The sequence below is a fragment of the Brevundimonas sp. PWP3-1b1 genome (assembly GCF_049896065.1).
Taxonomy (GTDB): Bacteria; Pseudomonadota; Alphaproteobacteria; order Caulobacterales; family Caulobacteraceae; genus Brevundimonas; species Brevundimonas intermedia_B.
In genome coordinates this window covers 2,045,751-2,071,461 of record NZ_JAFCTO010000001.1, presented here as the reverse complement: position 1 = coordinate 2,071,461, position 25,711 = coordinate 2,045,751, and the positions used below count along the sequence as shown (strand labels likewise).

The window sequence follows — 25,711 nt, the reverse complement described above, 5'->3', positions numbered from 1 at the left end:
ATGAGCGATCACGAGAGCACCTACGTCCCGAAAACGGGCGTCGAGAAGTGGCTGGACACCCGGCTGCCGATCATCCGTTTCGGCGCGGACTACATGTCCCTGCCGACGCCGCGGAACCTGAACTACTGGTGGACCTTCGGCGGCATCCTGGCCCTGTGCCTGATGACGCAGATCGTCACCGGCATCGTTCTGGCCATGCACTACACGCCGAACGTCGATCTGGCCTTCGCCTCGGTCGAGCGCATCATGCGCGACGTCAACGGCGGCTGGCTGATCCGCTACGTCCACGCCAACGGCGCATCGATGTTCTTCATCGCCGTCTATCTGCACATGCTGCGGGGGCTGTACTACGGCTCCTACAAGGCGCCGCGCGAGATGATCTGGATCATCGGCTGCGTGATCTTCTTCCTGATGATCGCCACCGCCTTCCTGGGCTATGTCCTGCCGTGGGGCCAGATGTCGTTCTGGGGCGCCGAGGTCATCACCAACCTGATCGGCGCCATCCCCGTGCTGGGCGAGCCGATCCTGATCTGGCTGCGTGGCGGACCGGCGATCGACAATGCGACGCTGAACCGCTTCTTCTCGCTGCACTATCTGCTGCCGTTCGCCATCCTGGGCTGCGTCGTACTGCACCTCTGGGCGCTGCACGCGGCCGGTCAGAACAACCCGGTCGGTATCCTGATCCCCAAGGATCGCGCGAAGAAGGACATGCTGCCCTTCCACCCGTATTTCACGGTCAAGGACGGGTTCGCGATCATCCTGTTCCTGATCTTGTTCGCCATCTTCGTCTTCTATCAGCCGAACGCCTTGGGTCACGCCGACAACTATATCCCGGCCAACCCGCTGCAGACGCCGGCGCACATCGTGCCTGAGTGGTACATGCTGCCCTTCTACGCGATCCTGCGCGCTGTCCCGGACAAGTTCGGCGGCGTGGTGGCGATGTTCGGCGCCATCGGCGTGCTGTTCGTCCTGCCCTGGCTGGATACGTCCAAGGTGCGCTCCATGCGCTACCGCCCGACCATGCGGACCTTCTTCATCATCTTCCTGGTGGTGGGCGTGGGTCTGGGCTGGTGCGGCGGTCAGCTGCCCGACGCTCCGGTGATCGGGTCGTTCAAGACCTTCACCCTGATCGACGGCGACCTGAACTCCTACCTGTGGCTGACGCGGGTGTTCACCCTCTACTACTTCGCCTTCTTCCTGATCATCATGCCGCTGGTCGGATTGAAGGAGCAGCCGCTGCCGATCCCGGCGACGATCTCCGAACCGGTCCTGACCGGCGCGGACGCCGTCGAGCAGAAGGGCTGAGGGGCATGACGATTGGAATGAAGACCGTGTCGATCAAGACGATCCTCGCCTCGGCGGCCGTTGCTCTGGGGCTGATCACCGCCGCCGCCCCCGCCATGGCGGCCGGCGCCGCCGCCCACCCGCGCTCGGGCGGTTTCAGCTTCGAGGGGCCGTTCGGCACCTATGATCAGGGCCAGCTGCAACGCGGCTACAAGGTCTATCAGGAGGTCTGCGCCGCCTGCCACGGCATGAACCTGATGCACTATCGGAACCTGGGCGACCGTCATGGGCCGTTCTGGAATCCGAAATATCCGAACCCGAACGACAACCCGGTGGTCAAGGCTCTGGCCGCCGAGAACCAGGTGCCGGATATCGACAGCGAAACCGGCGAGCCGATTCTGCGCGACGCCACCCCGGCCGACAAGTTCCGCGTTCCCTATCCGAACGCCACAGCGGCGGCGGCGGGCAACGGCGGCGCCGCGCCGCCCGACCTGTCGGTGATGGCAAAGGCGCGTCACGACGGCGCCAACTACATCTACTCGCTGCTGTCGGGCTACCGGGCTGCACCGGCGGGGCTGCAGATCCGCGATGGCCAGCACTACAACCCCTATATGGCCGGCGACCTCACGCCCTTCTGGACGGGCGACCATAAGGACGTGCCGCCTGGCGGCTTCATCGCCATGCCCGCACCGCTGCAAAACGGCCAGGTCACCTATGACGACGGTTCGCCCCAGACGGTGGACCAGTATTCCAAGGACGTGGCGGCCTTCATCGCCTGGACGTCGGAACCCAAGATGGTCGAGCGCAAGCAGGCCGGGTTCGGCGTGATGATCTTCCTGCTGATCTTCGCGGGCCTGACCTACGCCAGCTATCGCCGGATCTGGAAGGGCGTCGCCCACTAAGGCAACGTCGCCAGCCCGAAATCTTGAGCCCGTCGAAGTTCGCTTCGGCGGGCTCTTTCGTTTGCGACGAATGGTCCGTGACACGGAATCGACACGGTGGGTTTCGCCGCCTAGGGTTCCTCATCATCTACGGCTGTGGGGCCACTGTTCATGCGTCTTGTCTCTTCGTTTGCGGCTGTGCTTTTGGCGGGCGCCGCCCTGTCGGCCTGCGCGACCGCGCCCAATCCCGGCGCCGTCCATACCGTACCGGCGTTCGACGCCGCGCGGATTTCGCAGGACATCAAGACTCTGTCGGACGACAGCTATGAGGGACGCGGCATCGCCACCCCGGCCGAAGAGAAGGTCGTCCGCTATCTGAGCGAGGGCTATGCCGCCGCCGGGTTCGAGCCGGGCGGGCCGAACGGTCAGTGGACGCAGGACGTCGTGCTGAACCGCTTCGTCCAGTCCAACGTCCAAGCCTCGCTGAAACTGGGCGACTGGACCTTGCCGATGACGCAGGGGCGCGAGGTCGCCATCTCGACCCGTCGCCCGGCCGAACATGTCAGCCTGAAGGATGCGCCGCTGGTCTTCGTCGGCTACGGCATCAATGCGCCCGAGCGCCAGTGGAACGACTTCAAGGACCAGGACCTGCGCGGCAAGATCCTGGTCGTGCTGGTCAATGACGCCGATTTCGAAGAGCCGGCGCTGAACACCTTCGGCGGCAAGGCCATGACCTATTACGGCCGCTGGACCTACAAATACGAAGAGGCGGCCAAGCACGGCGCGGCGGGCGTGCTGATCGTCCACGAGACGGCGCCGGCCTCCTATGGCTGGGCGACGGTCGCCAACTCCTGGGGCGTGCCCCAGTTCGACATCCTCCGCTCCAATGCGGCCGCCGAGCGGGTGCCGATGGAGGGTTGGATCCAGCGCGACGTGGCGGTCGATCTGTTCCGCCGCGCCGGCCTGGATTTCGAGGCCCTGAAGGTTCAGGCGCGGAGCCGTGACTTCCAACCCGTCGCCTTGCCCGGCGCCGGCTTCTCGACCGAGTTCGACGTGGCGACCAATCAGGTCACCAGCCACAATGTCATCGCCCGCCTGCCGGGCACGACCCATCCGGACGAGACGGTGCTGTATACCGCCCACTGGGATCACATCGGCATGGGCGAGCCGGACGTGACGGGTGATCGCATCTTCAACGGCGCCGTCGACAACGCCTCGGGCACGGCGGGCCTGCTGGAGCTGGCGCGGATGTTCGGCGGCGCGCCGCGCACCGAACGGTCCATCGTGATCATCAGCTTCACAGCCGAGGAAAGCGGCCTGCTGGGTTCGGAATACTATGCCGTCAACCCGGTCTATCCGCTGGCCAAGACGGTGGGCGGGTTCAATATGGATTCGATGAACGTCTATGGCCGCGTCACCGGCCTGGGCGTCACCGGCTATGGCCAGTCGGACTTCGACGAGCGTCTGGCGGCGGCGATCCAGCCGCAGGGCCGCACCCTGGTTCCCGATTACGAGAATGCGGCCGGCACCTATTACCGCTCGGACCACTTCCCCCTGGCAAAGCGCGGCGTGCCGATGGCCTATGCGGGCAGCCGGGGTGACTTCCGCGACGCGCCGATCGCTGAGCGCGAGGCGGCGCGGGCGGAATATGGGGCCAAACGCTATCACCAGGCGGCGGACGAATGGTCGCCGGATTGGGACTACAGCGGCATGATCGAGGATCTGACGGTCTTCTATGATGTCGGCCGCGCCCTGGCGAACGGCCGCGACTGGCCGGAATGGAAGCCGGGGTCGGAGTTCGCGCCGGCGCGCGCGACCACCGCGTCGGAACGCCGCTAAGTCTTCGAAATCAAGAGAAGGGGCGGGGATGTATCTCCGCCCTTTCGTCGTTGTCCCTGTCGAGTACGCTTCATGATCCTTCGCCGTTCGTCTTTCGTCGCCCTCGCGGCGCTTGCCCTGGCCGCATGTGCGACCGCACCGGTTTCTGCACCGGCGCCTCGGCTGGACGCCTTCGCCGTCGCCTCGGCCGCGACGCCCCAGTTCAGCGCCCAACGCCTGTCGGACCACATCAAATATCTGGCGTCGGACGAGATGGAGGGCCGGTTCCCCGGCCTGGTCGGCGAGGGGCTGACCCTGGCCTATTTGCAAGCCCAGTATGAGGCGATGGGACTGGAGCCGGGCGGTCGCGACGGATCGTGGCTGCAACCGGTCGATCTGGTGCGGTTCACGCCGCAGCGGGCGCCGACGGCGTCATGGATCGGGACGGACGGGGCGGCGCATCCGCTGATTTCGGGGACCGACATCACCCTGCGCGCCGGGCCAGCTGACCCGATGGTGAAGATCGGGGAGGCGCCGCTAGTGTTCGCCGGCTACGGCATTTCGGCCCCGACCTGGGACGACTATGGCGACACGGACCTGACCGGCAAGGTCGTGGTCATCCTGCGCGGCCAGCCGACCGTCATGGGGGCCGACCCGAACTTCTACGGCTCCACCACGCACAAGACGCAGGAGGCGCTGAGGCGCGGAGCCGTCGGCGTCATCACGCTTCAGGATCAGGACGGCCGCTGGCGGCGCGCCGTAGGCGGGGCGACCCGGTCGCAGATGACGGTCAAGGGCACGGAGGACGCCCGCTTCACCGGCGCGATCAACATGGCCACTGCGACGGCCATCGGCGGCGAGGCCTTCACAGGCATGGCTGAGCGCGGCAAGACGGCGGCGCTGGGCGGTGCAGTCGATATGGGCGCGCGCCTTAGCGTCGACATTGCCGAGACGACCGAGGTCATCCGCTCGAACAATCTGCTGGCCAAGATTCCCGGCACGGAACGGCCGGACGAATACGTCTTCTACTCCGCCCACTGGGACCACGTCGGCAAGGCGAAGACGCCGAACGCCGAGGGCGACGACATCTTCAACGGCGCCTGGGACAATGCGTCGGGGACGGCGGGCCTGATCGAAATGGCGCGCGCGTTCAAGGCGGGGCCGGCGCCGAAACGCACCGTGGTCTTCCTGCACGTTACGGCCGAGGAACAGGGGCTGTTGGGGTCGGAAGCCTATGCCGCCGATCCGGTCTATCCGCTGGCGAAGACGGCGGCGGATATCAACATCGACATGCTGCCCTTCACGCCTGCAACACGGGACGTGGCGGTGTTTGGTGTCGGCAAGTCGGAGCTGGAGGACATCCTGGGCCTGTTCGCGGCCGTGCAGGGTCGGGTGGTGACGGGCGACGGCTATCCCGAGGAAGGCTTCTACTATCGCTCGGACCACTTCAACTTCGCAGCGGGCGGTGTGCCGGCCCTGATGCCGTGGACGGGTCGCGATTTCGTCGAGGGCGGGATCGACGCGGGCAAGCCCTATTACGAGGGGCAGATGGCGCGCTACTACCACAAGCTGACCGACGAATGGCGCGCCGACTACGACTTCACGGCGGCGCTGCAAAATCTCGATCTGCTTTATCGGTTGGGACTGACGGTGGCCGACAGCGAGGGCTGGCCTGCGTGGAAACCGACCGCCGAGTTCAACGCCATCCGCGACCGCACGGCCGATCAGCGGCGGTAGGTCTCAGGCCGCCGCGAATGGGTAGGGGCTGACCGATTTCGACCAGTCGTCGACCGCCAGCGGGCGGTCGATGGGGGCGGCGGCGCGTTCGGCGCAGGGGTGGCGGTGACACAGGCGGCAGGCTGGGCCAATGGGGGTGACGTCGGGCCGTTCCAGATCCAGGCCGTGGGCATAGGCCAGGCGGTGGGCGTGGCGCAGTTCGCAGCCCAGACCGACGGCCAGATCGTGGGTCTCGCCGAAACCGTCGTGGCCCTGTCGCTCGACCGTGCGGGCGAAGGTGAACCAGCGGCCGCCGGGTTTTCCGTCCTGGGCCGGCGTCTCGATGATCTGGGTGACGATCCGGCCGGGCGTACGGAAGGCGGAGTGCAGCCGCCAGCGCGGGCAGGCGCCGCCGAACCGCGAAAACGGAAAGGCGCCGGCCGCATAGCGTTTTGAGATGTTTCCGGCCTGATCGACCCGCATCAGGAAGAAGGGCACGCCGCGCGCCGTGGGGCGCGACAGGGTCGTCAGCCGGTGGGCGGCCTGTTCGTAGCTGACGCCGAACCGGGCCTGGAGCCGGGCCAGGTCGTATCCGGCAGCTTCCGCCGTGCGCTGGAAGGCGGCGTAGGGCATCAGGGTCGCGGCGGCGAGGGTGTTGGTCAGGGCGACCTTCAGCAGGGCTCGCGTCGCCGCGTCGGGGGCGTTCGCGGCCCGAACCATGTCGTGCAGGGCCGGGCCGTGCTCGACCAGAGCCAGCTGATAGGCGATGGCGAAGGCGCGCGAGGACGGTCCCAGGGTCTCGGACAGCAGCAGGCGACGGCGGTGCAGATCGAAGCGGCGGGTCCATTCCACCATGACCTCGGCCGGCAGGGTGCGGACGCCCAGATCGTGTTTGGCCGCCAGCCGGTGACGCGCGGCGGGCTCGAAGCCGTCGGCGTGGGCGGGAGACTCGGCCGCAAGGGCTTCGGCCAAGGCCTCGCCCATCTGATCCAGTTCGGGGAAGTGGTTGCCGCGCGACTGGATGTATTCGCGCACCCATTCGGCCGGACTGGTCTCGACCAGGCCCTCGCCGTTCTCGGCGGCGGCGCGGGCCCGGGTGCGGCCGTCGTCGAAGGCCTGATACAGCCGCAGCATGGCGTCGGCGACGCCCGGCGCCTCCTCCAGCAACTGCACCAGTTCGTGGCGTGGGGCGGACAGCCCCTTGAACAGGGGGTCGGCCAGGATCTCGGTCAGCCGCGCCTCATCCGCCGCCCCGCCCTGGTTCAGGGCGCGCAGATCGACGTCGTAGGTGTCGGCCAGACGCAGCAGAAGCTGGGCCGAAACGGGGCGTTGGTTCCGCTCTATATGATTTAGATAGCTGGGTGAAACCCCCAGGTCGGCCGCCATGGCCGTCTGGGTCAGGGTCAGGTCGCGCCGCAGCCGCTTCAGCCGGGCGCCGAGGAAAAGTTTGCGATCGGCGGAGGCGTCCATGTCTGCAGAATGTCACAACATGACCGACGACGCAAAGTCATGATGTGACAAAGTGACACCAATGCGCCGTGCGGTGCTGTGTCATTCGTGACTTCGACGTGTTCTTGTCCCTGAGACGGCGGTTGCGGCCGCGCCATTCAGAGACCGAGTTCGACCATGACCACCTTCGCCGATCTGGTTCCTTCGCCCGCCGGCCGTTTCGACGGCATCGAGCGCCCCTATACGCCGGAGGACGTCCTGCGCCTGCGCGGCTCGGTGCCCGTCACCCATACCCTTGCCGAACGGGGCGCCAACCGCCTGTGGCAGCTGCTGCATGACGAGCCCTTCATCAACGCCCTGGGCGCCGTCACCGGCAACCAGGCCATGCAGATGGTCCGCGCGGGTCTTAAGGCCATCTATCTGTCGGGGTGGCAGGTCGCCGCCGACGCCAACACCGCCGGCGCCATGTATCCAGACCAGTCGCTGTACCCGGCCAACGCCGCGCCGGAATTGTGCCGCCGCATCAACCGCACCCTGCAACGCGCCGACCAGATCGAACATGCCGAAGGCGGGGCCAAGCGCGACTGGTTCGCGCCCATCGTCGCCGACGCCGAGGCCGGCTTCGGCGGCCCGCTGAACAGCTTCGAGATCATGAAGGCCTTCATCGAGGCGGGCGCCGCCGGCGTCCACTTCGAAGACCAGCTGGCTTCGGAGAAGAAGTGCGGTCACCTGGGCGGCAAGGTGTTGATCCCGACCCAGGCGCACGAGCGCAATCTGGTCGCCGCGCGCCTGGCCGCCGACGTCATGGGCACGCCGACCATCACGGTCGCCCGCACCGACGCCGAAAGCGCCCAGCTGATCACCTCGGACATCGACGAGCGCGACCAACCCTTCATCGACCGCGATAACCGCACGCCGGAGGGCTTCTTCCGCCTGAAGGAAGGCACGGGCCTGGACCACTGCATCGCGCGAGGGCTTTCTTATGCCAACATCGCCGACCTGCTGTGGTGGGAGACCAGCCATCCGGACCTGGACGACGCGAAGAAGTTCGCGGAAGCCGTGCAGAAGAAGCATCCGGGCAAGCTGATGGCCTACAACTGCTCGCCCTCCTTCAACTGGAAGGCCAAGCTGGACGACGCCACCATCGCCAAGTTCCAGCGCGAGCTAGGGGCCATGGGCTACAAGTTCCAGTTCGTGACCCTGGCCGGCTTCCACAGCCTGAACAACTCCATGTTCGAGCTGGCGGACGGTTATCGCGATCGCGGCATGGCGGCCTATTCCGAGCTGCAGCAGCGCGAGTTCGCCAATGAGGCCATCGGCTACACCGCGACGCGTCACCAGCGCGAAGTCGGCACCGGCTATTTCGACCAGGTCGCCACGGTCATCTCCAACGGCACGTCCTCGACGACGGCGCTGAAGGACTCGACCGAGACCGCTCAGTTCACACACGCGGCTTAATCCAGGAAAGGAACCACACAATGGAACCGCTGACCCGAACCGAAGCCATCATCGACTTCTGCCTGGCGCCCCTGGCGCTCGACACCGGCACGGAGGCCGAACGCGAGGTGCGTCGTCGCATGACGCACGTGCTGCGGACCTATCAGGCCAAGACCGCGACGCCGGTCGCCGTGGACTTCTCGTCCATGCCGTCCCAGGTGATCAATGAGGCGGCGCACGGCTACGAATAGGTCGTTCGCCCAAAGAAAAAGGCCCGCTCCGATCGCTCGGGGCGGGCCTTGTTTCATTGTGGACGCTGTTTAGCGCGGGCCGGTCGGCGTCGTGTTCAGCGACTGGGTGGTTGCCGCTGCCGCCGGTGTCGCTGCCGCCGGTGTCGGGGCAGGCGTCGCTTGCGGCACGGTGACCGAGATGGGGGTGCGCGCCGGGGCGCCGCCGGTTTCCTGCGGATCGCCGACGAGGATGGTGGTGATCTGGGTCGCTTCGGTCGTGCAGGTCGCCAGGTCGCGGGTGACGTGACGGCCCAGGCAGAAGATGTCCTCATAGCTGGGTCGCGAGGCGGCCAGGCACTGGAACAGCATCAGCTTGGACATGTTCAGGCAGAACTCGCTGTTGGGCTCGCGCGTCAGCGCCTCGGTGTTGACCCGCGCCTCGTCGCCGCCTGACCCGAGGGCGGCCAGGGCGGCGATGGCCAGCGAGCGGACCACGGCGGGGGTGTAGGGCGGCGCCTTGCGCGACGGTTCGATGGCCAGGCCCGTGCCGCTGTTGGCGGCGGCGAACAGCAGGTTGGCTTCGTCGGCAGAGGGCAGCATGTCCACGTCGGACAAGGTCTTGGCGCTCTCCAGCCGGATCTCGCGGTTCGGGATCGGCACAATGGCCCAACGGCGGCGCGGGTCGCTGCGGCCCTGGATGGTATAGGCGTCCTGCTCGATGGCCTCGGCGATGCCGCGCATGGCCACGGCGTCCTTGCCGATGGTGCTGGAGATCAGGCCCGCGGCGGCGTCGGCGCCAGGCAGGGTGGCGGCATAGGCCGGGTCGGCGACGATCTGGGCCACCATCTGCTGACGCTGGGCCGGATCGATGGCGTACTGACGCACGCCGGCGACGAACTCGGGCGACTGCAGGGCGATGATGGAGCCATAGGCGATCAGGCCGCGCGACAGTTGGTTGGGATCGTAGGACGCGCCCTTGCGCAGGGCGACCTGGATCGATTCGGCGTCGGGGAATCCGCCGGGCTGGATGGTGCGGGCCTCGCGCAGGAAGGCGACGTAGATGGAGGCGGCGTCCGCCACGTCCTTGTTCAGCGAAATGGGCGGAGGCTGGCGGGCCGCCAGTTCGGCGGCAAGACGTTGCGCTTCCAGTTCAGCCTTCGACGGTCCGCTCTCGCAGCTGGCGAGCAGGACGGCGACGGCGAGGGCGGCGGCGGAGAGGCCGCGGCTCAGATGGGCCGATTTCATGAAGACTTCCTCAGGCGATCACGCGCGCACAAAGCGCCAACACTGTTGGCGCTTATAAGGCGGGCCTTATGGTTATCCGAAGGTTAATCGAACAGCTTGGAAACCGATTCCTCGTTCGCGATCCGTCGGATAGCTTCACCAACCAGCGGAGCCACGGAAACCGTTCGGATTTTCGGGCAGTTCAAAACTTCGTGGGGTTGCTCGATGGAGTTGGTGATCACCAGCTCCTTCAGCGGGCCGTCGGTGATCCGCTGGACGGCCGGGCCGGACAGAACGCCGTGGCTGATGTAGGCCGAGACCTCGGTCGCGCCCTGGTCGATCAGGGCCTTGGCGGCGTTGACCAGGGTGCCGCCCGAATCGACGATGTCGTCGAATAGAATGCAGCGGCGGCCCTGAACGTCGCCGATGATGTTCATGACCTCGCTCTCGCCCGCCTTGGGCCGGCGCTTGTCGACGATGGCCAGGTCGGCGTCCAGGCGGCTGGCCAGAGAGCGGGCGCGCACCACGCCGCCGACGTCGGGCGAGACGATCATCAGGTCGTCGCCGCGGGCGTAGTTCGTCTTTATGTCCTGCGCCAGCACGGGCGTGGCCACCAGGTTGTCGGTCGGGATGTCGAAGAAGCCCTGAATCTGACCAGCGTGCAGATCCATGGTCAGGACGCGGTCGGCGCCGGCGCGGGTGATCAGATTGGCGACCAGCTTGGCCGAGATGGGCGTGCGGCCGCCCGTCTTTCGATCCTGACGCGCATAGCCGAAATAGGGGATGACGGCCGTGATCCGCCGCGCCGAGGCCCGCACCAGGGCGTCGGTGATGATCAGCAGCTCCATCAGGTTGTCGTTCGCCGGATAGGAGGTCGACTGCAGGATGAAGACATCCTCGCCGCGCACGTTCTCCTCGATGATGGCGAAGACTTCGTTATCTGCGAACCGCTTGACCTGGGCCTTGGTGAGCGGCGCATCCAGGTGGTCGGCGATCGCCTGGGACAGTGCGCGGTTGGAGTTGCCTGAGAGCAGCTTCATCGGCCGGTCATCCTTTCGCCGTCATCCGCCCCCCATGAACGGCGGTCGGTTGGCGCGCTCTTTACCAGTGGAGCCGGGCAGGGCAAGTCGTATGCTGAGATTTCCTCGGCATGGCGCGGCTCGGTTGCGGGTGCTAGAGGTCGCCGCGTTGGTTTCAGGGGGAACGGCTTTCAGGCCTTCCTTCACACGTCATGGGGTCGTCCTTGTCCGCTTCTAAGTTCCGTTCCGGCATGGTGCTGATGGCTGCGGCGATCGCTGCAGTGACGATTTCAGGCTGCGCCGGCAAAGAGCGCCCGCGCCTCGCCTACGAAGAACGTCCGGTCGAGGCCCTGTACAACACCGGCTATGAGCGCCTGCAGCAGCGCCGCTGGTCCGACGCCGTCGATTATTTCCAGGAAGTCGAACGCCAGCACCCCTATTCGGACTGGGCGCGCCGCGCGATCCTGATGCAGGTCTACGCCTACTATCAGAACAACGCCTATACCGACGCCATCGCGGCGGCCGACCGGTTCATCGCCCTGTTCCCCGGTAATCCTTCGGCCTCCTACGCCTTCTACATGAAGGCGGTCTGCAACTTCGAGCAGATCACGGACGTGGGTCGCGACCAGGGTTACGCCACCGCCGCCTTGGCGGGTCTGAAGGACGTCTCGCGCCGCTATCCGGGTACGCCTTACGCCTCGGACGCCGCAGTCAAGATCGACATGGTCAACGACCAGCTGGCCGGCAAGGAAATGAACATCGGCCGCTACTATCAGCGCGCCAACCAGCCGCTGGCGGCGGTGAACCGCTACAAGTCGGTCATCGCCAACCCCGACTTCCAGCGCACCTCGCACACCCCCGAGGCCCTGTATCGCCTGGTCGAGGTGAACCTGCAGCTGGGCCTGAAGGAAGAGGCGACCCGCAACGGCGCCGTTCTGGGCTACAACTTCCCCGGCAGCCCCTGGTACGCCGAGGCCTACGCCCTGCTGACCGAGAACGGCGAGACCCCGGAAAAGGCCCCCGAGGGCAAACGTGAGAGCTGGCTGCAACGGATCATTCCGGGCTGATCACGCAACGGCTTGTGCAATGCGGCCGGTATCGGGATTCTGTCGGTCATGATTCGTTCCGCCGGCGCCTGAACCGATGCTGACCGCCCTCTCCATTCGCGATGTCGTCCTGGTGGACGTGCTCGATCTTGAGGTCGAGAGCGGCTTGACCGTGCTGACCGGCGAGACCGGGGCCGGCAAGTCGATCATTCTGGACGCCCTGGGCCTGGCGCTGGGCGGGCGGGGCGATGCCGGGCTGGTCAGGCATGGCGCGAAACAGGCCGTCGCCACCGCCGTTTTCTCTGCTCCCGACGATCCCGACCTGCTGGCTCTGATCGCGGACAAGGGGTTCGAGGTCCAGGCGGGAGAGGATTTGATCCTGCGACGGGTGCTGGGCTCCGACGGTCGCAGCCGGGCCTATGTCAACGACCAGCCCGCCGGGGTCACAGCCCTGCGCGAGATCGGCGCGGCGCTGGTCGAGGTGCATGGACAACACGAGACGGTCGGTCTGCTGGACTGGCGCACCCATCGCGCCTCGCTGGACGCCTATGGCGGTTTGCAGCCGCAACTTCTGGCGGTCGCGGCGGCCTCGACCAAGCTGAAGGCCGCCGAGGCGAAGCTGGCGGAGCTCAAGGCGCAGGCGGCCGACGCCGCCGCGCGGGTCGAAGAGATCACACTCAACCTGTCCGAACTGGACGCCCTGGACCCCCGCGCCGATGAGGAGACGGAACTGGCGGGCGAACGTGCCCTGCTGGGCGCCGCCGAAAAAGCCATCGCTGATCTGGCCGACGCCCGCACCCAACTGGGCGGCGACAAGCTGAGCCAAAAGCTGGGCGCGGCTCTTCGCGCCGTCGAACACGCGCGCCAGCGAGCGGGGCAGGCGGGGGCCGAGGGCGATCATCCCGTCATCCTGAAACTGTCCGCCGCCGTCGACGCCATCGACAGGACCATGGTCGAGGCGGCGGAGGCCGTCGCCGCCGTGGACGCCGCCGCCGGGGCCTTCGATTACGAGCCGGGCCGCCTGGACAAGGCCGAGGAGCGGTTGTTCGCTCTGCGCGCTGCAGCCCGCAAGTTGAACACCACGGTCGATGCCTTGCCGAGCCTTCGCATCCGATTGCGCGAGCAGCTGCGGCTGATCGAGGACGGCGAGGAGGCCCTGACCAATGCTGGTCGCGAGGCCGCCGAGGCCGCCGAATCCTACGACCTGGCTGCCACCTTCCTGACCTCGGCGCGCGAGGCGGCGGCCGAGCGCCTGACCGCCGCCGTCATGGGCGAACTGGGGCCGCTGAAGCTGGAGCGGGCGCGGTTCCGCGTCGCGCTGGAGCCGATCGAGGGCCGGCGCGGCCCCGACGGGGTCGAAACCGTGCGCTTCCAGATCGCCACCAACGCCGGAACCGACTTCGGGCCGTTGGACGCCATCGCCTCAGGCGGCGAACTGGCCCGCTTCGCCCTGGCGATGAAGGCCGCCCTGGCCAGCCGCGAGGACATGCGCCAGCCGGTGATGATCTTCGACGAGGTGGACCAGGGCGTCGGCGGCGCCGTGGCCGAGGCCGTCGGCTCGCGCCTGAAACGCCTGTCGAACGGCGCTCAGGTCCTGGTCGTGACCCACAGCCCCCAGGTCGCCTCGCGCGGCCATGCCCACTGGAAGGTGATGAAGGCCGACCGCGACGGCCTGACCACCACCACAGTCGTCACCCTAGACGATCAGCGCCGTCAGGAAGAGATCGCCCGGATGCTGTCCGGCGCCGAAATCACGGACGAGGCGCGGGCGGCGGCGCGGGCCTTGATCGGCTGAGATCAGGAAACTTACCTACCGCCGGGTAACGTTAAAGTAGGCAAGTTCGCGCATTTTCGAACCTCGTCAGTATCCGGGTGCCGCGTCGATGAACGAAAGCCAGCGTCTCTCCAGTGTTCGCTCATTGCATGCTGTGGGTGCAGAGGGCGATGCGGCGACTGAAGCGGCAGCAAATCTGGCGGCGCATCTTCTGGACTGTCCCATCGCCCTGGTGACGCTGCTGGACGAGGACATTCAGTGGTTCAAGGCCAACATCGGCATGGACGGCTGCTCGACACCTCGCGATTTATCCTTCTGCACCTACGCGCTCGATCTGCCTGCCAACGAAGTGATGGTGGTCGAGGATGCCACGCAGGATGTTCGCTTCGCGCACAACCCGTTCGTGACGGGCGAGCCACACGTCCGCTTCTACGTCGGCGCCCTGCTGACGGGGTCGGACGGAGCAAACTACGGCACGCTGTGCGTTATCGATACTCGTGTCCGACCGCGACCGGACGATGCGACGCTTGATCGGTTGCGCGCCCTGGCGCGGTTGGTGGTGGCGGAACTGGAACGCTCGCGCGCCGAACGTCAGCGGGGCGAGCAGCAGCATATGCTGAGCATGATCGAGGCCCTGTCCGGCGTCGGTCACTGGCGCGTGGACGTGGTCGATCCGGCCATCTTCTGGTCGGACCAAGTCTACAAGATTCACGACGTTTCGCCCGAGACTTTCTCGCCCGATTTCGAGACGGCGGCAGCCTTCTATCCCGAAGCCGAACGCACATTGCTGGACGAAAAATGGCGGCAAACGCTGCAGGGGGAAGGCCCGTTCGAGCTGGATCTGTGTATCCGCCGCAATGACGGCGTCGTTCGTCAAGTCGTCACCAAGGGCGCCGCAGAGTTCTCGCCGGACGGCAAGCCCTTGGCCATGTTCGGCGTGTTTCAGGACGTGACCGACCAGCGCGCGGCCATGGACGCGCTGGCGCGCAGCCACAATCAGTTCAAGCTGTTGGCCGACAACGCCGCCGACGTCATCGCTCGCATTCAACTGGATGGGCATTCCAACTATATCTCCCCGGCCGTCGAGCGATTGTTGGGTTGGAAGCCGCACGAGATGGCGGGACGGACGGCCGAATCCTTCGTTCATCCCGACGACCGTGTTCGTCTGGCCGAGACCTTCGCCCAGATGGCGCGCGGGCGAGGTTCGGCGACCCTGGAGAACCGGCTGCTGCACCGTGACGGCCACCCGGTCTGGAGCGAGACCCGAATGCAGTTGGTGCGCGACAAGACCGGCCGACCGGTCGAGACCGTGGTCGTCATCCGCGACATCTCGCGCCGCAAGGCGCTGGAGGTGCAACTGGAACACGCCCGCGCCGAGGCCGAAGCCTCCGCCGCCGTGAAGGGAGAGTTCCTGGCCAATATGAGCCACGAGCTGCGCACGCCCCTGACCAGCATCATCGGCTTTACGGGCCTGACGCTGGAACAGCCGTTGCCGGACCTGGTGCGCAACTATGTCGGCCGGGTCGACAATGCGGGCCGCGCCCTGTTGTGCACGGTCAACGACATCCTGGACTTTTCAAAGCTAGAGGCCGGGCAGGTCGCCATTCGACCCGAGGCGACCGATATCGAGACCCTGGCGCGTTCGACCCTGGAACTGTTCACGCCCCAGGCCGGCGCCAAGGATTTGAATCTGGTCCTTGAACTGACCACGGATCGGTCTTCGATCGTCGCCGACCCCGACCGTTTGCGCCAGATCCTGCTGAACCTGATCGGCAATGCGGTGAAGTTCACCAAACGGGGCGGGGTGCGGTTGGCCGTGCGCTGGAGCGCCGACGAGGAACGGCTTCGCGTTGCTGTGCATGACAGCGGCGACGGCATCGCCGCGGACAAGCTGGACCAACTGTTCCGCCGCTTCTCCCAGGTGGACGGGTCGCACACACGCTCGCATGGCGGCACGGGCCTGGGCCTGGCCATCTGCAAAGGCTTGGTGGAAGCCATGAATGGCGCCATCGGCGCCGATAGCGTCGAGGGGAAGGGCAGCGTCTTCTGGTTCGAAATCCCGGCGCCCGCTGCAGAAGAAGAGGTCGCTGTCGGCGCCCGGCCGATGAGCGGCGCAGATGTCGGGGGTCTGCGCGTGCTGGTGGCGGACGACCATCCCGCCAATCGTGAACTGGCCCGCGCCTTTTTGAATGGCATGGGCGCGACGGTGGATGACGCGGTGGACGGCGCGGACGCGGTCGAGCGCGCCGAATGCGCCGTCTTTGACGTGATCCTGATGGACCTGCGGATGCCGAAGATGGGCGGGGTCGAGGTCCTGAACAGGATTCGCGGGGGTTCTGGCCCCAACCGCCTGACCCCGATCCTGGCCTATACGGCCGACGCCGGCGAGGGGATGGAGGCGGAGCTGCTGGCCCAGGGCTTCTGCGGCGCGGTGTCCAAGCCGGTGGCGGCGGAAGCCCTGATTCGCGCCGTCTCCGATGCGATGCAGGGCGTGCCGGCCGCCGCCTGATTCAGACGCCCAGGATCCAGCCTTCTTCCTGCTCGACCTGTGCGATCAGCTCGGGCGTCGCGTCCTTGGGCGGACCAAAGGCCTTGGCCAGATCACCGGCCTCGTCCATGTGGGCCAGGGCCTCGGCGGTCGAGCGGACCTGGGCCTGATCCTTGAACTCGCCCTCGTTCGGCTTGGTCTCATGCATCGAGGGCCAGACCTCGACCACCAGGGCCGACAGGGGCTCGACGTCGTCGGGCGTCAGTTCGCGCCAGCCGGTGCCGAAGGGCCATACGGCGCCGGACGGGCCGAGGCTTTCCAGCAGCCGCCGCACGGCCGGGATCCCGACCAGGGTCTGGCCACCCACTGCGCCCGCGCCGTGCATCTGCCACACGCTCTTGGGCTGAAGCCGGCCCTTGCGGGCGGCGTTCTCGGTGGCGCGGAACTCGGGGATGTTAGCGCCCGATCCAACGGGAGGCTTGGTCGTGGTCAGCCAGCGCTGGGCCTGTTTGGCCGGCGCGCCCCACAGCGGCCAGGCTTCGTCCGTCATCAGCCGGTTCATCTTGGCCGCGACCTGATAGCGGTTGTTGGTGTTGTCGGCCTTGTCCACGACGTTCGAGGCGACGAATTTCCACATGGCTTGCCACGGGGTTCCATCCAGCTTCAGCCGCGCGGCCGTGCCGACGGGATAGCCGAAGTTGAAGTCCAGCCCGACCAGCACCCGGTCGCCGCGCTTCCTGTGATCCGCCAGGATGGATGCCAACAGAGCCTCGCCCTCGGAGCGGGTCGCGACATTGTGCGTCTCGGTATAGAGGCGGAACCGCACGTCGCGTTTGGCCACGCCGATCCACAGCGAGGTGTCGCCCAGCTTCTTGGTTTCGGCTGCGGTCCAGTCGGCGACGATATAGGCGTCGAAAAGGCGGGCCAAGGCGGCCTCCTTGATAAAGGCGTGTCTTCAGGAATGAGCGGGGCTTCTAGCGCCCCATCGCGGCGACCGAAAGGCCCTGTCGCGTCTCAGCCCTTCAGCAGGGCTTCCAGATGCGACAGCCAGCGCCGACCCAGCCGCAGCGCCTCGCCGGGCGAGCCGGTCTGGGCGGGCAGGGCGGCGTCCCACAGCGCCAGCTCGAACTCGGGATGGCGGGCGTCGGCGAACATCAGGCGCAGCACCACCTGTTCGGCGTCGGGGGCCAGGACGTCCAGTGACTTTCGCGCCTCGCCCCGTCGGACGCGAGCAACGACATGGCCGTCGACGATGATCTCGCCGCCATCGACCTCGTCGAAACCATAGACTAGGCCGTGGGCGCCGTTGGCCCACAGCACGACCACCTGTTCGATGTCGAAGTTCAGCGCGCAGGCGCGGCCTTCGCCCGGCGACAGGGCCTCGACCTCGGGCGCGGCGCCCAGGGTCTTGAGCATGGCGCGGTGCAGGCGACGCGGCGGCTCCATCCACCACGACAGCGCCAGGGCCAGCGTCGTCAGCAGGGCCGCCGCCAGGGCGATCAGCAGAACCACCCGCAAGGCGTCGGCCATGGGCGTCAGGCCTCCCCGTCTCTGGCGAGATCCAGATCGACGACTACGGGGACGTGGTCGCTGGGCTTTTCCATGTCGCGGGCGTCGCGGTGGGTCTCGATGCCCCGGAACCGGTCAGCCGCCTGGGGCGACAACAGGGCGAAGTCGATGCGGATGCCGTGATCGCGCTGCCAGGCGCCGGCCTGATAGTCCCAGAAGGTGTAGGTTCCCGCCGGTTCGCCGCCGATCTCATGCGCGTCGGCCAGGCCCAGGTTCTTCAGCGCGCGGAAGGCCTGCCGGCTCTGAGGCTGGAACAGGGCGTCGTCGGTCCAGGCGGCTGGGTTCTTGGCGTCCTCAGCCTCGGGGATGACGTTGTAGTCGCCGCACAGGGCCAGCGGCTCCTCGAACGCCAGCAGGTCCCGGGCGTGGCGGTTCAGACGCTCGAACCAGGCCAGCTTGTAGTCGAACTTCTCTGTCCCGATGGGATTACCATTGGGCAGATATATGGCCCCGACACGGATGGGCCGGGGCGCCTCGACCAGAGCCTCGATATAGCGGGCCTGTTCATCCGTATCGTCGCCGGGCAGACCGCGCCGGATGTCGGAAAGCGGGTGTTTCGACAGCAGGGCGACGCCGTTGTAGCTCTTCTGGCCGTGGGTCTCGACATTGTAGCCCAGGCTCTCGAAGGCCTCGCGCGGGAACTTCTCGTCCACGCATTTGATCTCCTGGAAACAGGCGACGTCGGGGGCGGCCTGCTCCAGCCACGCCAGCACGGTCGGCAGGCGGGCGTTGACGGAGTTCACGTTCCAGGTGGCGATGCGCATGACGGCGACGGTAGGGCGCGTCACGGTTTCGGAAAAGAGGCCGCGCAAAACAAAAGGGCCGCCGGATCGCTCCGACGGCCCTTCATTTGGTCTTTCGCTTCGCTTACGGGCGACCGCCGGCCGGCGCAGCCGCAGCGGCCGGAGCCGTCGTCAGCTTGCAGCCGCCGCCGATGGCTTGAGCGGTGGCGCAGGGATAGACTTGCTGGACGGCGTTTTCGGCGTTCAAGCGGGCGATGACGCCGTCGGCGCCGGCGCACTTGGCTTCATAGAAGACGCCGTTGGCATTGCGGCCCATCAGGCGGGCTTCGGTCACGTCGCAGGATGCGGCTTCGGAACCGGCCAGCAGGGTCTTCACATAGCCGGCGTTCTCGGCCGTGGTGGTGAAGGCGCAGGTTCCGCTTTCGGCCAGCACCTGGATGCAGGGCGTCTTGCTCCAGGCGTTGTTCAGTTGCTTGAGCCAGAAGCCTGCGGCGTCAGAGCAGCCCGCTTCATACATGACGCCGCCGTCGCTGGACTGGCCCAGGATCTTCACCTGATCGACGGTGCAGGCGACGCCGGCCTGCACAGCGTATTCGCGCAGGAACTTCTGGGTGTCGGCGTTCGCGGCGATGGTGCATTGCGGACCCGGATCGGCGGCCGGATCACGCGCGCGCAGGGTCTCTGCAGTATGGGCCAGCATGACGCAGTTGATTGCAGAGGGCGGGGTCTTGGATTCGATGATGAAGCCCGGGCCGGCGGCGCAGGCGACCTCATAGACCGAGGTCTTGGCCTCGGTCTGGCCCAGCAACTTGGCTTCGCTGACCTGGCAGTTGGTGTTGGCGAGCGTGGCCTGTTCCTGGGCCGTGGCCTGAATCTGTTCGGCGGTAGGCGCCGCAGGCGCGCGTTCGCGACGCTGGCGGCCGGCGGCGGCGCGCGACGTGCCCTCCCTCACCGCAGGTTCGTTGTCGGTAGCACGAGGTTGCTGACGCTCCTGCGCCATGGCGGGCGCGACGGCGAAGGCGCTGAACAGAAGCGCCGCAAGGGCGGCGGCGAGGCGGGACTTCATGAAAACACCCTGGGTTTCTGAATGCAGGCTGGCTTCGTGGCGGTGTATTTGGGCCGGGTCAAGGCGAGTGTGGACGATGAGGCCGGACTGAGGCTAGTGTCTGCGCGTTTCGATTGGAGACTGACTTGGCCGACGGCAGCACGCAAACGACGGTGGCGAAGGACGCAAGGGGCCTGACCTATCCGTTCGACGCCGTGCCGGAGCCCGGCGAGGCGATCGAGGTAGTGCGCGGGGTGTTGTGGTTACGGTTCGCCCTGCCGTTCCAGCTGGATCATGTGAACGTCTATGCGATCCGCGACGCCGAGGGCTGGGTCGTAATCGACACCGGATTGAACACCAGCGGCTCCATCGCCGCCTGGGAAACGGCGCTGGCGGGGGCCTTGGAGGGGCGGCCGGTGACGCGGCTGATCTGCACTCATATGCACCCCGACCATATCGGCCTGGCCGGCTGGCTGTGCGAACGGACGGGCGCGCCCCTGCTGATGTCGCAGATCGAATACATCACCGGTCGGATGCTGATGGCCGAGCAGGCGGGCGATGCGCCGGCCGACGGCGAGGTCTTCTATCGTGCGGCGGGGTGGGACGAGGTCCAGATCGAACGCTGGCGCGCGGACTATGGCGGGTTCGCGAAGGGAGTGAGTCCGATGCCGCGCAGCTACCGCCGGCTGTCGGACGGCGACGCCTTGAGCATCGACGGCGACGACTGGACGGTGGTGGTCGGGTCGGGCCACAGCCCCGAGCATATCTGCCTGTGGCGACGCTCGGACGACATCTTCATCGCCGGGGACCAGATCCTGCCGCGCATATCGTCGAACGTCTCGGTCTGGTCGACGGAGCCGGACGCCAATCCGCTGGGCGACTGGATGGATTCTCTGGCCAGGCTGCGCGGCCTGCTGCCGGAAGGCGCGTTCATCCTGCCCGCGCATGGCGAGCCCTTCTACGGGGTTCACGCGCGGCTCGACGCCTTGAAACGCGGGCACGAGGTTGCGCTGAAACGGCTTGAGCGGACGTTGCGTCAACCGTCTAGGGTGGTCGATGGCTTCCCGGCCGTCTTCGGGCGGACAGTAGGCGACGGAGTACTGGGAATGGCCACAGGCGAGGCCCAGGCGCACCTGAACTATCTGGAGAGACGCGGCCGCGCGACGCGGACGCGTGACGAGAACGGCGTCGACTGGTGGACAGCCGTCGAACAGGACGAGGAAACGACGTGAGCGAACATATCCGCAGCGAACTGGCCGACGGCGTCCTGAGCGTCACCCTGGACCGGGCCGACAAGAAGAACGCCATCACCCAGGCCATGTATTCGGCCCTGGCCGAGGCGACCGAGCGGGCGCGGACCGACGATGCGGTGCGCGTGCTGCTGCTGCGCGCCGAGGGCGACAGCTTCTCGGCCGGCAACGACATTCAGGACTTCATCGCCCTGGGGTCGCAGGGCGCGGGACCGGGCGAGATGCCGGTGTTCCGCTTCCTGAAGGCGCTGGCGGACCTGGACAAGCCGGCTGTGGCGGCGGTGAAGGGGCGGGCGGTCGGCATCGGTCTGACCATGTTGCTGCACTGCGACCTTGTGGTTGTGGCCGAGGACGCGCTTCTGTCCGTGCCCTTCGTCAACCTGGCCCTGGCGCCCGAGGCGGCGTCCAGCCTGCTGCTGCCGGCCGTGATCGGTCATCAGCGGGCCTTCGAACTGTTCGCCCTGGGCGAGCCGCTGGATGGTCGCACGGCCCTGGCGTGGGGCATCGCCAACCGGGCGGTCCCGGCCGATCAGGTCGAGGCGACGGCGGCGGACCTGGCCGCCAGGGTAGCGGCCCGCGCGCCCAACTCCATCCGCAAGACCAAGCGGCTGATGCGAGACGCCGAAAGTCTGTGGGCCTTGATGCAGCGCGAGGGCGAGGCCTTCGGCTCGCAGATGAAGAGCCCCGAAGCCATGGAGGCCTTCATGGCCTTCACGCAAAAGCGTGCGCCGGACTTTTCCAAGGCGGGCTGACTGTCATCGAAGCGCGCCTTGATTTGGCGCAGCTTTGCTTCTAGGTGCCCGCGCTTGTTGGAGCGCCGATGTCGCACGCCCTCGCCATTTCCCCGGCCGTAAGCCGTATCGAAGCCGAGACCCCGGCCGACGCCGAAGGCGTGGAGGCCCTGGTCATGGCCGCCTTCGGGCCGGGGCGGTTCGCCAAGACAGCCGAGCGGCTGCGTGAAGGCTCTCACTCCGCCGTGGGCTTCGTTGCGCGACTGGATGGACGGGTGATCGGTTCGGTGCGGCTGTGGCCTGTGACGATCGGAGACACTTCCGCACTGTTCCTGGGGCCGATCGCGGTGGATGCCGGCCGACGCAGTGACGGCCTGGGCGCTGAGCTGGTGCAGGCCTGTCTGGACCAGGCGCGGACGCTGGATGTCGGTGGGGTGCTTCTGGTCGGCGACGCCGCCTATTTCGAGCGGTTCGGTTTCGTCGGCGCGCCGGAGGCGATCCTGCCAGGGCCGGTGGATCGCCGCCGCGTCCTGTGGCTGGCGACGGGCGTGGATCAGGTTTCGGGACCGGTTCGCATCGGCTGACCTTTCCCGCACGCTTTGCGGGGCTTAAGTCAGAGGGATGAATGATCCCAAGTCAGGACTGAACGCCGTCGCCGAGGCGGCGAAACAGGCGCCCGGCAAAGGGTTGCCGCCGGTTCACCTATGGCATCCCGAGCATTGCGGCGAGATCGACATCGTCATTCGCGCCGATGGCGTCTGGATGCACGAAGGCTCGCCCATCGGCCGCAAGGAACTGGTGCGGCTGTTCTCGACCGTGTTGCGCAAGGACCCGGACGGCTATCACCTGGTCACGCCGGTTGAGAAGCTGAAGATCCAGGTCGAGGATCTGCCGTTCCGGGCCGTGGCGATGACGCGTCTTGGCGACGACCTCGTGTTTACGACCGATGTCGGAGACGAGGTGACGGCGAGCGAGGCCGATCCCATCGTGGTCGAGACCGATCCGACGACGGGTGAGCCGGCGCCGCGCATCCATGTGCGGCGAGACCTGTGGGCGCGGATCGCACGCCCGGTCTTCTACGAACTGGTCGAGATGGCCGAGGAGGTCGATGGACGGCTGGTCGTTCGATCGGGCGGCCAGACTTTTTCGCTGGGCGCCGTAGCGTGAGCCTGGAGACACTGAGAAACCGGCTGGTCGAACGGCTGGCGCCGGTCGAGACCTGGCGGCCGGAACTGGTCGCGGCGCGGTCGGACTTCGACCTGAACCCCCAGGGGACACGGACGGCCAAGGAGCTTCGGCCGGCGGCTGTGCTGATCCCGATCGTGGCGCGGCCCGAGGGCGCGACGGTTCTGCTGACGCGGCGGGCCGACACCCTGGCGCGGCATACGGGCCAGATCGCCTTTCCGGGCGGACGGCTGGATCCGGGCGAGAACGCGGTCCAGGCGGCCCTGCGCGAGGCGGACGAAGAGGTGGCGCTGAACCCGGCTGCGGTCGAGGTGCTGGGCCTGTCCGACGCCTATGAGACGGGAACGGGGTTCCTGGTGACGCCGGTGATAGGCTGGTTGCGCGAGGCGCCGGTCACGACGCCCTCGCCGGACGAGGTGGCTGAGGTGTTCGAGACGCCTTGGGACTTCCTGATGGACGCCGCCAACCACAGGCGCGACTTCTACGACATGGACGAGGGGTTGCGGCGCTGGTTCTGGGCCATGCCCTGGGGCGAACGCTACATCTGGGGCGTGACGGCGGGAATTCTGAAGGCCTTGCACGTCCGGCTTTACGGCGATGAGGCCGCGCCTGACGCAGCGGCGGACGAGGACGCCGCATGAGCGTCTCCATGGCGGGACAGCCGTGGCTGGAAAGCCAGGCGACGCGGGCGGTGATGGGGGCGCTGGAGGCGGCGGGCGGTTCGGGCTGCGCGCGGTTCGTCGGGGGCTGCGTCAGGAACAGCCTGCTGGGCCAGCCGGTGGACGACATCGACATCGCCACGCGGCTGAGGCCGCAAGAGACTATTGCGGCGCTGAAGGCGGCCGGGCTGAAGGCCGTGCCGACCGGGGTGGAGCACGGCACGGTGACGGGGGTGTCGGAGCGGCGTCCTTATGAGATCACGACCCTGCGCCGAGACGTCGAGACGGACGGACGCCGCGCGGTCGTCGCCTTCACCGAGGACTGGGCCGAGGATGCGGCGCGGCGCGATTTCCGCCTGAACGCCCTCTATGCCGATGCGGCCGGGACGGTGTTCGACCCGACCGGCGGGGGGCTGGACGATGCGGCGGCGGGCCGGATCGTCTTCGTCGGCGAGGCGGAGACGCGCATCCGCGAGGACTATCTGCGCATCCTGCGCTTCTTCCGCTTCTACGCCTGGTATGGGCGCGGCGCGCCGGATGCGGTCGGGCTGGCGGCCTGCGCGGCGTTGAAGGCGGGCATGGCGCAGCTGTCGGCCGAACGGGTGTCCAAGGAGCTGCTGAAGCTGCTGGCGGCGCGCGATCCGCGTGCGGCGGTGCAAGCGATGGCCGAGACGGGCGTGCTGGCCCAGGTGCTGCCGCAGGTGCAGCCCTTGCCGCTGTTCGAGGCGATGTGTGGTCTGACCGACGACCCGGTGATGCGGCTGTCGGCTTTGCTGCCCGCCGATGCGGCGGCAGTGGTCAGGATCGCGAGCGCTCTACGCCTGTCGAACGTGGTGCGGGACCGACTGGCGGCAGCCGTGGGGGACGGCCCGGCTGTGTCGCCGCGCATGAGCGACGCCGAGGCGCGGGCGGCGATCTATCGGCTGGGACGCAGGGCGTTCGAGGATCGGCTGATGCGGGCCGAGGCGGCAGGCGAGGGCGACGACGCGCGGCTGCGTTCGCTGGCCGCCGACTGGACGCCGCCGAAGATGCCGGTCGGCGGGCGCGATCTGGCGCGGCTGGGCCTCGCCGCAGGGCCTGAGACCGGCCGCCTGATCAAGGCGTTCGAGGACGGCTGGGTCGCTGACGACTTTCCGACCGATGGGCACGAGGCGCGGTTGAAGTCGCTTATCGCGGCGACTGCGCGCGGGTGAACTCGGTGACGACCGGGCGATGGTCCGATCCCGTCGGCTGGCCCAACCGTCGCGTGATCAGAGCCAGGTCGGGGGAGCGATAGACCTGATCGATGGTGATACCGGCGAAGGCCGGGGCCTGGCTGGGCCATGTGGCGGGCCAGCCGGGCGCGGGGATCAGCCCCATGTCCGCCTGGATCTGACGACCGATGCGGGCGGTCGAGACGCTGTTGAAATCGCCGGCGGCGATGACCGGGTGATCCGGCGCGGCCTTGCGACGCTCGGTCAGGGCCATGACCTGGCTGATCTGCCCCCACTGATACTGATAGGGCCAGGGCCGGGTCAGGTGGACGCCGAGGACGTTGATCGGGCCGATGGGCGTCTGGACGGTCGCGCCCACGGCGCTGAGGCCGTCGTTGCGGTCGGGCAGGCGTTGCAGGATCGGATAGCGTGAGGCGATGATCGACCGCGCATGGTCGCCGGGGCCTCGCGTCCGCCCGATCAGCGCTCGGTGAGGATAGTCCGGTAGAAGATCGTCCAGGCGCGAAGCCGGCGCTTGGCCCATTTCGACCAGCACCAGAATGTCGGCGTCGGCGGCGGCGATGGACCGGCGCATCGCGTCCACGTCCGTGTTGAACACCCACAGATTGGCGGAATAGACGCGCACGATGGGCTGGTCCGAAACAGGGACGCCCTTCGTCGGCATCCATTGCGGCCAGACCGCGATGGTCAGCACCAGACAGGCCAGCCCGCCGATGATCGACGCCGGCCACAGTCGCATAATCAGACAGACCAGGGTCACGCCGACGGCCGCCAGCAGCATCGGCGACGTGAACTGGGCCAGGATGTCGACCCAGCGATGGCCGATCCCGCTGAGGGCCGCCACGCCGAACGCCGCCAGCCCCAGCAACAGGGCGCTTGCCGTCACATTCGCCGCCAGCTTGATCAGGGTCATCGAAGACGTATCTCTCGGATTGAACGCGAAGCGTCG

23 protein-coding genes are annotated in these 25,711 nt (G+C 67.4%); 15 read left to right on the top strand and 8 right to left on the bottom strand.

Going from position 1 to position 25,711, the window contains the following annotated elements; all coding sequences use genetic code 11:
- From ACP69V_RS10240 to ACP69V_RS10225, 4 genes are all read left to right on the top strand, one after another.
- Window positions 1–1,305: a cytochrome b gene (locus ACP69V_RS10240; RefSeq protein ID WP_426017839.1), complete on the top strand. Its 1,305-nt coding sequence runs from the start codon at window positions 1–3 to the stop codon at window positions 1,303–1,305.
- A gap of 5 nt (window positions 1,306–1,310) precedes the next feature.
- A complete protein-coding gene (locus ACP69V_RS10235) occupies window positions 1,311–2,186 on the top strand; it encodes a cytochrome c1 (RefSeq protein WP_426023731.1) in 876 nt (291 codons plus the stop codon).
- 150 nt (window positions 2,187–2,336) lie between these two features.
- Window positions 2,337–4,004, top strand: coding sequence for a M28 family metallopeptidase (locus ACP69V_RS10230; RefSeq protein ID WP_426023730.1), 1,668 nt, complete (start codon window positions 2,337–2,339; stop codon window positions 4,002–4,004).
- A gap of 72 nt (window positions 4,005–4,076) precedes the next feature.
- The gene (locus ACP69V_RS10225) at window positions 4,077–5,720 is read left to right on the top strand and encodes a M28 family peptidase (protein ID WP_426023729.1); all 1,644 of its coding nucleotides are present in this window, start codon (window positions 4,077–4,079) and stop codon (window positions 5,718–5,720) included.
- Window positions 5,721–5,723: 3 nt separating this feature from the next.
- Here ACP69V_RS10225 and ACP69V_RS10220 read toward each other — a convergent pair whose 3' ends face one another.
- Window positions 5,724–7,169 carry a helix-turn-helix domain-containing protein gene (locus tag ACP69V_RS10220; protein ID WP_426023728.1) on the bottom strand — a complete coding sequence of 482 codons (1,446 nt, stop codon included), beginning with the start codon at window positions 7,167–7,169 and terminating at the stop codon, window positions 5,724–5,726.
- A 156-nt stretch (window positions 7,170–7,325) separates the two neighbouring features.
- Here ACP69V_RS10220 and aceA point away from each other — a divergent pair, with 156 nt between their 5' ends.
- Window positions 7,326–8,606, top strand: coding sequence for an isocitrate lyase (aceA, locus tag ACP69V_RS10215; RefSeq protein WP_426023727.1), 1,281 nt, complete (start codon window positions 7,326–7,328; stop codon window positions 8,604–8,606).
- A gap of 20 nt (window positions 8,607–8,626) precedes the next feature.
- Window positions 8,627–8,836: a hypothetical protein gene (locus tag ACP69V_RS10210; protein WP_066550777.1), complete on the top strand. Its 210-nt coding sequence runs from the start codon at window positions 8,627–8,629 to the stop codon at window positions 8,834–8,836.
- Window positions 8,837–8,905: 69 nt separating this feature from the next.
- Here ACP69V_RS10210 and ACP69V_RS10205 read toward each other — a convergent pair whose 3' ends face one another.
- Together ACP69V_RS10205 and ACP69V_RS10200 are read right to left on the bottom strand one after the other, a co-directional pair.
- Window positions 8,906–10,060: a hypothetical protein gene (locus ACP69V_RS10205; protein WP_426023726.1), complete on the bottom strand. Its 1,155-nt coding sequence runs from the start codon at window positions 10,058–10,060 to the stop codon at window positions 8,906–8,908.
- A gap of 83 nt (window positions 10,061–10,143) precedes the next feature.
- A complete protein-coding gene (locus ACP69V_RS10200) occupies window positions 10,144–11,079 on the bottom strand; it encodes a ribose-phosphate pyrophosphokinase (RefSeq protein ID WP_346495166.1) in 936 nt (311 codons plus the stop codon).
- Window positions 11,080–11,270: 191 nt separating this feature from the next.
- On the opposite strand from ACP69V_RS10200, the gene ACP69V_RS10195 reads away from it, so the two are divergent.
- The 3 genes from ACP69V_RS10195 to ACP69V_RS10185 all read left to right on the top strand — a co-directional run bounded on the left by ACP69V_RS10195 (window position 11,271) and on the right by ACP69V_RS10185 (window position 16,387).
- Window positions 11,271–12,125, top strand: coding sequence for an outer membrane protein assembly factor BamD (locus tag ACP69V_RS10195; protein WP_426023725.1), 855 nt, complete (start codon window positions 11,271–11,273; stop codon window positions 12,123–12,125).
- Window positions 12,126–12,201: 76 nt separating this feature from the next.
- A complete protein-coding gene (recN, locus tag ACP69V_RS10190) occupies window positions 12,202–13,899 on the top strand; it encodes a DNA repair protein RecN (protein ID WP_426023724.1) in 1,698 nt (565 codons plus the stop codon).
- A 133-nt stretch (window positions 13,900–14,032) separates the two neighbouring features.
- Window positions 14,033–16,387 (top strand): PAS domain-containing protein, encoded by a 2,355-nt coding sequence (locus tag ACP69V_RS10185; RefSeq protein WP_426024055.1) that lies wholly within the window; start codon window positions 14,033–14,035, stop codon window positions 16,385–16,387.
- Between the two features lies 1 nt (window position 16,388).
- On the opposite strand, the gene ACP69V_RS10180 is transcribed toward ACP69V_RS10185, so the two are convergent.
- The 4 genes from ACP69V_RS10180 to ACP69V_RS10165 form a co-directional block, all read right to left on the bottom strand.
- Complete coding sequence (locus tag ACP69V_RS10180) at window positions 16,389–17,294, bottom strand: cobalamin biosynthesis protein CbiG (RefSeq protein ID WP_426023723.1); 906 nt, start codon at window positions 17,292–17,294, stop codon at window positions 16,389–16,391.
- Between the two features lie 86 nt (window positions 17,295–17,380).
- Window positions 17,381–17,896: a hypothetical protein gene (locus ACP69V_RS10175; RefSeq protein WP_426023722.1), complete on the bottom strand. Its 516-nt coding sequence runs from the start codon at window positions 17,894–17,896 to the stop codon at window positions 17,381–17,383.
- 5 nt (window positions 17,897–17,901) lie between these two features.
- Entirely contained in the window at window positions 17,902–18,699 is a 798-nt protein-coding gene (gene xth / locus ACP69V_RS10170) for an exodeoxyribonuclease III (protein WP_426024054.1), read from the bottom strand.
- 103 nt (window positions 18,700–18,802) lie between these two features.
- Entirely contained in the window at window positions 18,803–19,744 is a 942-nt protein-coding gene (locus tag ACP69V_RS10165) for a hypothetical protein (protein WP_426023721.1), read from the bottom strand.
- A gap of 125 nt (window positions 19,745–19,869) precedes the next feature.
- On the opposite strand from ACP69V_RS10165, the gene ACP69V_RS10160 reads away from it, so the two are divergent.
- The 6 genes from ACP69V_RS10160 (at window position 19,870) to ACP69V_RS10135 (ending at window position 24,741) form a co-directional block, all read left to right on the top strand.
- Window positions 19,870–20,955 (top strand): MBL fold metallo-hydrolase, encoded by a 1,086-nt coding sequence (locus ACP69V_RS10160; RefSeq protein WP_426023720.1) that lies wholly within the window; start codon window positions 19,870–19,872, stop codon window positions 20,953–20,955.
- Complete coding sequence (locus tag ACP69V_RS10155; protein WP_426023719.1) at window positions 20,952–21,725, top strand: enoyl-CoA hydratase; 774 nt, start codon at window positions 20,952–20,954, stop codon at window positions 21,723–21,725. The genes ACP69V_RS10160 and ACP69V_RS10155 overlap by 4 nt, the downstream gene beginning before the upstream one ends.
- 68 nt (window positions 21,726–21,793) lie before the next feature.
- Window positions 21,794–22,288 (top strand): GNAT family N-acetyltransferase, encoded by a 495-nt coding sequence (locus tag ACP69V_RS10150; RefSeq protein ID WP_426023718.1) that lies wholly within the window; start codon window positions 21,794–21,796, stop codon window positions 22,286–22,288.
- A 37-nt stretch (window positions 22,289–22,325) separates the two neighbouring features.
- Entirely contained in the window at window positions 22,326–22,871 is a 546-nt protein-coding gene (locus ACP69V_RS10145; protein ID WP_426023717.1) for a DUF1285 domain-containing protein, read from the top strand.
- Window positions 22,868–23,530 (top strand): CoA pyrophosphatase, encoded by a 663-nt coding sequence (locus ACP69V_RS10140; RefSeq protein WP_426023716.1) that lies wholly within the window; start codon window positions 22,868–22,870, stop codon window positions 23,528–23,530. Before ACP69V_RS10145 ends, ACP69V_RS10140 begins: the two co-directional genes overlap by 4 nt.
- Complete coding sequence (locus ACP69V_RS10135; RefSeq protein WP_426023715.1) at window positions 23,527–24,741, top strand: CCA tRNA nucleotidyltransferase; 1,215 nt, start codon at window positions 23,527–23,529, stop codon at window positions 24,739–24,741. The genes ACP69V_RS10140 and ACP69V_RS10135 overlap by 4 nt, the downstream gene beginning before the upstream one ends.
- Here ACP69V_RS10135 and ACP69V_RS10130 read toward each other — a convergent pair.
- On the bottom strand, window positions 24,716–25,675 hold the full coding sequence (locus ACP69V_RS10130; protein WP_426023714.1) for an endonuclease/exonuclease/phosphatase family protein: 960 nt from the start codon (window positions 25,673–25,675) through the stop codon (window positions 24,716–24,718). The two genes, ACP69V_RS10135 and ACP69V_RS10130, sit on opposite strands and share 26 nt — an antisense overlap.
- Between the last annotated feature and the right edge of the window lie 36 nt (window positions 25,676–25,711).

What these genes read in the sequence shown, in the direction of transcription:
- ACP69V_RS10225 (WP_426023729.1), top strand. Translation starts at nt 4,077, where the DNA reads ATGATCCTTCGCCGTTCGTCTTTCGTCGCCCTCGCGGCGCTTGCCCTG.
- ACP69V_RS10195 (WP_426023725.1), top strand. Translation starts at nt 11,271, where the DNA reads ATGGGGTCGTCCTTGTCCGCTTCTAAGTTCCGTTCCGGCATGGTGCTG.
- xth (WP_426024054.1), bottom strand. Translation starts at nt 18,699, where the DNA reads ATGCGCATCGCCACCTGGAACGTGAACTCCGTCAACGCCCGCCTGCCG.
- recN (WP_426023724.1), top strand. Translation starts at nt 12,202, where the DNA reads ATGCTGACCGCCCTCTCCATTCGCGATGTCGTCCTGGTGGACGTGCTC.
- ACP69V_RS10200 (WP_346495166.1), bottom strand. Translation starts at nt 11,079, where the DNA reads ATGAAGCTGCTCTCAGGCAACTCCAACCGCGCACTGTCCCAGGCGATC.
- ACP69V_RS10210 (WP_066550777.1), top strand. Translation starts at nt 8,627, where the DNA reads ATGGAACCGCTGACCCGAACCGAAGCCATCATCGACTTCTGCCTGGCG.
- ACP69V_RS10165 (WP_426023721.1), bottom strand. Translation starts at nt 19,744, where the DNA reads ATGAAGTCCCGCCTCGCCGCCGCCCTTGCGGCGCTTCTGTTCAGCGCC.
- ACP69V_RS10240 (WP_426017839.1), top strand. Translation starts at nt 1, where the DNA reads ATGAGCGATCACGAGAGCACCTACGTCCCGAAAACGGGCGTCGAGAAG.
- ACP69V_RS10235 (WP_426023731.1), top strand. Translation starts at nt 1,311, where the DNA reads ATGACGATTGGAATGAAGACCGTGTCGATCAAGACGATCCTCGCCTCG.
- ACP69V_RS10150 (WP_426023718.1), top strand. Translation starts at nt 21,794, where the DNA reads ATGTCGCACGCCCTCGCCATTTCCCCGGCCGTAAGCCGTATCGAAGCC.
- ACP69V_RS10230 (WP_426023730.1), top strand. Translation starts at nt 2,337, where the DNA reads ATGCGTCTTGTCTCTTCGTTTGCGGCTGTGCTTTTGGCGGGCGCCGCC.
- ACP69V_RS10220 (WP_426023728.1), bottom strand. Translation starts at nt 7,169, where the DNA reads ATGGACGCCTCCGCCGATCGCAAACTTTTCCTCGGCGCCCGGCTGAAG.
- ACP69V_RS10145 (WP_426023717.1), top strand. Translation starts at nt 22,326, where the DNA reads ATGAATGATCCCAAGTCAGGACTGAACGCCGTCGCCGAGGCGGCGAAA.
- ACP69V_RS10205 (WP_426023726.1), bottom strand. Translation starts at nt 10,060, where the DNA reads ATGAAATCGGCCCATCTGAGCCGCGGCCTCTCCGCCGCCGCCCTCGCC.
- ACP69V_RS10135 (WP_426023715.1), top strand. Translation starts at nt 23,527, where the DNA reads ATGAGCGTCTCCATGGCGGGACAGCCGTGGCTGGAAAGCCAGGCGACG.
- aceA (WP_426023727.1), top strand. Translation starts at nt 7,326, where the DNA reads ATGACCACCTTCGCCGATCTGGTTCCTTCGCCCGCCGGCCGTTTCGAC.
- ACP69V_RS10130 (WP_426023714.1), bottom strand. Translation starts at nt 25,675, where the DNA reads ATGACCCTGATCAAGCTGGCGGCGAATGTGACGGCAAGCGCCCTGTTG.
- ACP69V_RS10175 (WP_426023722.1), bottom strand. Translation starts at nt 17,896, where the DNA reads ATGGCCGACGCCTTGCGGGTGGTTCTGCTGATCGCCCTGGCGGCGGCC.